The 6156-nt window shown below is 58.8% G+C and carries 8 protein-coding genes; 6 read left to right on the plus strand and 2 right to left on the minus strand.

Features of this window, described 5'->3' with window-relative positions; all coding sequences use genetic code 11:
- The coding region (locus VJR68_RS20530; RefSeq protein WP_324150649.1) for a hypothetical protein at positions 1-834 on the plus strand (834 nt) is incomplete at its 5' end.
- A gap of 588 nt (positions 835-1422) precedes the next feature.
- Entirely contained in the window at positions 1423-1692 is a 270-nt protein-coding gene (locus VJR68_RS20535; RefSeq protein ID WP_324150650.1) for an XAC0095 family protein, read from the plus strand.
- Between the two features lie 347 nt (positions 1693-2039).
- Here the strand turns inward: VJR68_RS20535 and VJR68_RS20540 are convergent, their stop codons facing one another.
- On the minus strand, positions 2040-2939 hold the full coding sequence (locus VJR68_RS20540; RefSeq protein WP_324150652.1) for an SDR family oxidoreductase: 900 nt from the start codon (positions 2937-2939) through the stop codon (positions 2040-2042).
- Between the two features lie 131 nt (positions 2940-3070).
- Here VJR68_RS20540 and VJR68_RS20545 point away from each other — a divergent pair, with 131 nt between their 5' ends.
- The 4 genes from VJR68_RS20545 (at position 3071) to VJR68_RS22105 (ending at position 5563) form a co-directional block, all read left to right on the plus strand.
- Entirely contained in the window at positions 3071-3859 is a 789-nt protein-coding gene (locus VJR68_RS20545; protein WP_324150654.1) for a helix-turn-helix transcriptional regulator, read from the plus strand.
- Positions 3860-3964: 105 nt separating this feature from the next.
- Positions 3965-4462 (plus strand): hypothetical protein, encoded by a 498-nt coding sequence (locus tag VJR68_RS20550; protein ID WP_324150656.1) that lies wholly within the window; start codon positions 3965-3967, stop codon positions 4460-4462.
- 366 nt (positions 4463-4828) lie between these two features.
- Positions 4829-5083 carry a hypothetical protein gene (locus tag VJR68_RS20555; RefSeq protein ID WP_324150657.1) on the plus strand — a complete coding sequence of 85 codons (255 nt, stop codon included), beginning with the start codon at positions 4829-4831 and terminating at the stop codon, positions 5081-5083.
- 126 nt (positions 5084-5209) lie between these two features.
- Positions 5210-5563 carry an SEC-C metal-binding domain-containing protein gene (locus tag VJR68_RS22105; RefSeq protein WP_414647827.1) on the plus strand — a complete coding sequence of 118 codons (354 nt, stop codon included), beginning with the start codon at positions 5210-5212 and terminating at the stop codon, positions 5561-5563.
- Here VJR68_RS22105 and VJR68_RS20560 read toward each other — a convergent pair.
- Positions 5560-6156, minus strand: a 597-nt coding sequence (locus tag VJR68_RS20560) for a flavin reductase (RefSeq protein ID WP_324150658.1), incomplete at its 5' end; no start/stop codon positions are given. The genes VJR68_RS22105 and VJR68_RS20560 overlap by 4 nt on opposite strands.

Below are 6156 nucleotides of genomic sequence, written 5' to 3' on the forward strand. Positions count from 1 at the left end.
GGAGCCGCGATCCTCGCCACCGCCTTCTACTTTGCCGTCCCCATGGCACTTATCCATTGGCGCCTCGACAGCCTGATCTTTTCCTCGCAGTCACACGACACCACACACGAATCGCAGCACTACGACATCGCCGTAGGCAACAACACCAGCATCATCGTTCGCAGGTACGACGGAAACGGCAGCACGTGCGTTTTCTTCTTCCCCGGCCAGCATGGTGGTATCGGCACCTACGAGCGCACGCTCTTTCCATCTCTGCGCGCGAATGGGGCGACGGTTTTCTCCGTTTCCTATCCAGGCCAGGACGGTTCTGGCGGTCAAGCACGCCTCGCATTGCTCTTTGACCAGGTCGAAAGCGCAGTACGGACTAGCGCCCTTGCCGCAAACTGCAATCTCAACCAAAGCATCTTCATTGGCCGATCGCTGGGCGCAACCGTCGCGTTGCTGGAGGCGGAGCGCATCCGCCCCGCTGGCGTGGTGGTGGATGGCCTGGGCGCCAATCTCGCGGTGGTTATTCGTGCATGGATCGATCGCCATGCGTTGCTACGTGGATGGCAGTTGCTACCTATCCAGCGGCTTTTGGGTGGACACCTCTATCCGGTGGCTCCCATGCTTGCGCACTTAGCTGCTATTCCCATCGCTGTGTTCCAGGGAACCGCTGATGATGTCACGCCCTTTTCCGAAGCCCAGGCGGTTGTGCAAGGGCATGCGAACGTTACGTTCCACCCGGTGCCGGGCGGCCATCACGATGACAGCTACTTATTGGCGCGACCGAAATATCTGCAGGTTTTGCAATCGGTGACATCGGCTCGCCAAACAGAAGCCATGCAACGCTGATCCAAGTGCAGCCGTAGGCTGGGATGAAATCCCAGCATCGCCATGCCAATCATGCTGGGATTTCATCCAGCCTACGCGAGCATTGCCACTTCAGCGCACTAGACATGGCTACGTTGATTTATGGAAATGCCCATACGCCACCCACCATGCCATGGTGCTGCGGCCAACCTCATGCTGTAGGTTTTCCCCAGGCCATCCATCACTGGCTTCTGACAGACGCCAAGCCTGCATATATGCGAAGGTGCGGCAGTCGGGCGTGCCCATCCGTGTGATGACCGCGACACGCCCGACATGATGTGAAGTAGCGCGGATCGCCTGGGCGGCAACCCAAACGATCCGCTGGCCACCACCAACTTACTCGGAGTCAATGATGGTTAGATCGAATCATACGGCACCCGCACACCCACGTGCCCCCGCCATGGTGCTTTTCCCCTACTTCACCGCCGCGCAAGACGCGCGATGTCGAGCCCAAGTGGACACTCGCCGAACCGGAAGCAGCTGATTCCGACACAGCGAGCAGGATTGTTTCCTGAGAGCCCTTCACGCCGCGCGCAATACGCGGCGTGACCTAAGCGTATGGAGAATGCTATGGATGACATGCAGGGCGGCCACTGCGGGCCGCAACTTTATCTATTGTCCGAAGCCGGCTACGAAAGCCTCAAAGACCTGCAAGCCATGTTGACCTTGATGGCGCAGATTGCCTACAGCGCCGGCAGCGACGATGGCGGCACCACCTTGATCCTTGGCCGCGCCGAACTCAGCTTCGTGTTCGAAGCGATCAACAGCCGCATCGACGACGTGCTCAATCGCCTTGCCGAAGAAAACGGCATCGGCTCGAACCGTCCTGTGTGGCAGTAGACATACCTATCCGTTGGGCGTGCGCGATGCACGGGCCGGCGTCAACGTGGTGCATGCGTGCAGGTCTACGCGCCTCCGGAATATTGGGGTTCGCTTTCCAATCACCCGAACAATCATGCAGCGCCTGAGCACCCGCCATGATGAAAGTGACCTCAAGCACCGTCACCCCGGCGAACGCCGGGGCCTAGTGTCTTTGCTTTTGAGGTACCGAAAAAGTCGCTGGGCCCCGGCGTTCGCCGGGGTGACGGATCATAGAGGGGCATGCACTTTCATGGTTAGCTACGCCGCCATCATCGGGTATGGGCGATTCTTCAGATAGGCGCAGGCGCGCGCATTTCCGCCTTAGGCTATTTGTGCGCCTCGAAATACGCCGCATTCGCCATATCTTCCAGCAACGTCGGCTGCACCGGTTTCCAACCCAGCACGCTGCGCGAGCGCGGGCTGGAGCTTGGGCAGTCGATGCCCGCGAAACGCGTGAACCACGTGAAGTGTTCGGCCGCCTTTTCGCCGGATAGCGAAACCACCGGCACGTTCAAGCCACGGCCAATGGCTTCGGCAATCTGCTTGAGCGTCACGCCTTCTTCGGCAATGGCGTGGAACGGTCCTTGTGCGGTGTCGTTTTCCAAGGCCAGGCGATACAAGTGTGCCGCATCAAGCCGATGCACGGTGGGCCAGCGATTGCGGCCTTCCTCCACATAGGCCGAGATGCCGGTTTGACGCGCAAACTGCACCAGCCGTGGCACGAAGCCGTTGTCGCCGATGCCATGCACGGTCGGTGCAAGGCGTACCGCAGCCACGCGCACGCCACGCGTTGCAAAGGCGAAGGCGGTGGTTTCCGGGGCGCGTGGGAACGAATCGAGCGGGGGAGGTGATGCATCGTCTTCAGTCGACACGCGGCCCGGTGCGAGCAGGGCAACGCCGGATGTCACCACGAACGGACGATGCGAACCTTCCAGCGCGCTGCCGATCGCCTCGATCGCACGTCGCTCCTGTTCGGAGCTGGCGACGATCTTGCTGAAATCGTGATGGAACGCGGTATGGATGACGCCGTCGGCTTGCGCGGCGGCTTGCTGCAAGATCGCCAGGTCATCGAGTGTGCCATGCAACACCTCGGCACCAAGGGCGGCGACCTTCCTGGCGCCGGCTTCCGATCGCACCAGCCCTAATACATCGTGCCCCGATGCCAGCAACTCCTTGACCACGGCCGAACCGACCCAGCCGCTTGCGCCAGTAACGAATACGCGCATGAACATGATCTCCAGTAGGAAGTGGCGCTAACATGGCGCCCGCACCTATCGTGGAAAAGTAGTGACCTTATCGTGTGATAGTGACTACCAGGATGAGCGAAGAAATACGCCCCAACTCGCTAGGGATTTACTTGAAAGACCGCCGCAGCAAATTGGATCCGGTGGCACTCGGCTTTACATCGAAGCGTCGCCGCACACCGGGTCTGCGAAGGGAAGAAGTCGCGCAACGCGCCAACATCAGCACGGCCTGGTACACGTGGCTGGAACAAGGCCGCGGCGGCGCGCCTTCGGCGGAAGTGCTGGAGCGCATTGCGGAAGCATTGATGTTGACGCAGGTCGAGCGCGAACACGTGTTTATGCTCGGCCTGGGCCGCCCGCCCGAAGTGCGTTACGAACAGCGCGATGCGATTACGCCACGGCTGCAGCGCGTGCTCGATCGGCTCAACCCGAGCCCGGCGCTGATCCGCACGGCGATATGGGATGTGGTGGCGTGGAACCAGGCGGCTACGGCGCTCATGGCCGACTATGGTTCGCTTGCACCGGAAAATCGCAATGTGTTGAAGCATATTTTTCTCAATCCACGCGTGCGCGCATCGCAACGCGATTGGGAAAGTGTGGCGCGCTATGTCGTCGGTTCATTCCGCGCCGACGTGGTACGCGCCGGCGCAACATCGGCGGTTGGCGATCTGGTCGATGAACTGTGCCGCCGCAGCGCGGACTTCGCGCGTATGTGGCGCGATACGCATGTCCACGCATCGCAAGAACGGGTCAAGCACATCCATCATCCAGTGTTGGGGCCTTTCAGTTTCGAGCACTCGGCGTTTGCGGTGGACGGGCGCCCGGACCTGACCATGATCGTGTACAACCCGGTAACCGAGGCTGATCTCGATAAGGTCGTAAACGCTCTTGCATCGGCGTGATGGCCATGCACGCGGGCCATCCATCTTCTCACCGGGCGCTTGCGTCGCTTATTACGATTCCAGGTAAGCTTTTACCCAAGGGAATAATGGGAGCAGGGGGTAATCATGAAGAGGATCGTATCTGCGTTCGCCTTTGCAGCTTTTTCGACGAGCTGCCTGGCCGCAAACGTGTTGAATGTCCAGACGCCAGCTGTTTTGCCGGAGAGTACGTCGATAACCGGCGGCATCAAGGCGCAATGCAAAGTGCCGCAAATGGTCGGGGATCAGGTGTTTGAATCGGTCAGTAAAGTCTATGACCGAACCAGGCAGGTGGACGGTAGTGCAAACCTGGCTGACGGATTGCTGTTGAAGGCCACCATTACCTCGGTGTGGGGTGCTTCGGTGGGCGGCGGATGGACCGGTCCCAGGCATCTTTCCGTCACGCTGGATCTGATCAAGGACGGCAAGGTACTGCAAACCACCACGTCGCAGCGTACGTCGAACGGCGGCGTATGGGGTCCGTTTAAAAGTACCTGCGGCATCATGAATCGTCTCGCCAAGGAGGTGGGCGAGGATGCGGCGGATTGGATAAAAGATAATCTGGCTGCGGTTCGTAACAATTGACGATTCAAGGCGAGTGTCAACTCGCCGAGGCCGCAGATTCGCGGCAAAATATTGATTACTTGGCGTCATTCCGGCTTTCGCCCACTGCTGTCCGGGGAAAAATCTTTTTGATTGATTAGGTCTGGACACGTAGCCCGACGGCGAAAATTCTTCTCGTAAATTCAACGTCACCAAAAATCGTCGCCCCGGCGAAAGCCGGGGCCCAGTGTCTTGGGAGAAATGCAAATCGCTGGGTCCCGGCTTTCGCCGGGACGACAATCCATCAAGCGTTACGGCGAATGGAACGATTTTTCCCCGGACAGCAGTGGGCTTTCGCCGGAATGACGAGTCGCTGGAACAGGACTTCATGGAGTTGGGGAGGGAAGCATGCGCATATTGAAGGCATTTGTATCGGCACTGGTCGGCGCGTTGGCAGGTGTTCTTTTCATCATGCTGATCGCCAGCCTGTTTGAACCACATGCGTTTAAATTGTGGCCCGCGCTCGGTATAGCCTGCGGCACGGCGCTTGCCAATACGATTCGCGAGTGGCGGCAAGTGTCATCCGAAAAATTTGCATGGCTGGTTGGATGCTGCGTGGCATTGGGTGGAATCATAGGGACATGGTTTGCAGGGCCAGGTTAAAATCGCTGAGCCGATTGCAGCCTGAGAAACAAAGAAGCGACCGGCATCCTGGGGTGGCTTGTCCCGAAGCTTCAGTAGAAACCGCTACGGCAGGCCGAGATACCCCAGCAAACCACAAAAAAGGAGATGTGTCATGTCAACCAACAGTTTCAGCTTTCGAGCGCACTAGTAAACGCCGCAAAGGCTATCCCTCCGAGCAGCGCGTCAAGAAAGGCGATCGCGTCGTTCACGGCAACAAGGAGTTGTTTCGAAAAACTCGGCCGTAACGATCCATGCCCCTGCGGCTCTGCGAGGTTGTTTCAAAAACTGTTGCATGCACTCGGGCAACTTCGACGGTGCACGGCGGCATTACTACGTAAGATGAGGAAGGGCGGCTTCGGCCGCCCTCGCACACCCGTAGGCTGGGATGCAATCCCAGCACAACAAGCTATAAGGCTGCTGGGATTTCATCCCAGCCTACATGGACGGTATGTCAGCTAGACGTCAGCGAATGGCATATGCCGTTTGCGGCGATAAGCTTGATGAAAACCTGCCGTGTGATGCAGTTGGTCGACGCTCGCCAGGCTTTCATCCGAGCTGACGCGTCCGAGGAAAAACGTGTGTATACCGACCTCCTGGCTATGCACGATGGTCAGCTCGCGAACACGCGGTGCCTGCGCAACGACCGGAATGGCAAATTCCCGCGATGGACGTACCGGAAACGCAAGCTCACTCCAATCCTGTAGTGGCGTTTTATGGTGTTGCGCCAATTGGTACACCGTTGCCTTCATGGTGGCGGGGATGGTGGACAGGGCGACTCGGCGCACATCACGCATCACCGGCTGCGATACGTTGGTGCTGCGTAACGCGAGCGAAAAAAGCCCACTCCGCTCAAGCGCGCCAATCAAGTCCATGGGGAAAATGTTTCGATGAGTGGGCGTCTGTACTGAAACCAGGATCACCGGTCGCGGATAGAGATACGCGATCATCAACTGCTGTGCCGCGGCAGGCTCCATGTTCAGATGATTCGACCGGCTGTTTTTCAGCATGCTTCGGTTCTGCAGCCATGCGTTCCAGGAGCGTCGCGGCCAGCC

The sequence above is a fragment of the Dyella sp. genome (assembly GCF_035277725.1).
In the GTDB taxonomy this organism is placed as follows: Bacteria; Pseudomonadota; Gammaproteobacteria; order Xanthomonadales; family Rhodanobacteraceae; genus Dyella_B.